1 pseudogene is annotated in these 439 nt (G+C 72.0%); it reads left to right on the top strand.

Annotated features, from left to right (window positions below):
- Positions 1-439 (top strand): annotated as a pseudogene (locus FJV41_RS50530) (TonB-dependent receptor); the annotation flags it as partial.

Genomic DNA, 439 nt, shown 5'->3' with positions numbered 1-439 from the left:
CTCCTACCCGAGCGAGTTCGAGCTCAAGCCGCGCATCAGCCTGGGCGGCGACTCCGAGACGACGTTCCGCGAGCGCAACAGCCAGGCGCAAGGCGGCTTCGGTGAGGACCTGGGCTTCCCCAGCGGGAGCCGCCAGCTCCCCAACGCGATTCCGCGCGACAGCGGCCTGGGGATGTCGGGCGAGTCCAGCGACGTACTGGAGCAGCAGTACCGCAGCTTCCCCAACATCTGGCAGGCGCGCCGCACCACCGCGCTGCCCAACATGGGCCTGGGCGTGTCCATGGGCGACACCCTGCGCTTCGGCAACAGCCGGCTGGGCTACCTGGCCAGCGCCAACTACGGCCACCGCGACGGCGTGCAGGAGGGCACCTTCGCCCGTGTCGACCGCGACGAGACGGGCGCGCTCAACGCCCGCGACGCGGCCCGCAGCACGCAGGGC

It is taken from the genome of Myxococcus llanfairpwllgwyngyllgogerychwyrndrobwllllantysiliogogogochensis (assembly GCF_006636215.1).
In the GTDB taxonomy this organism is placed as follows: Bacteria; Myxococcota; Myxococcia; order Myxococcales; family Myxococcaceae; genus Myxococcus; species Myxococcus llanfairpwllgwyngyllgogerychwyrndrobwllllantysiliogogogochensis.
Note: the sequence above shows the minus strand (reverse complement) of the source record. Positions and strands in the feature narration are given on the sequence as shown.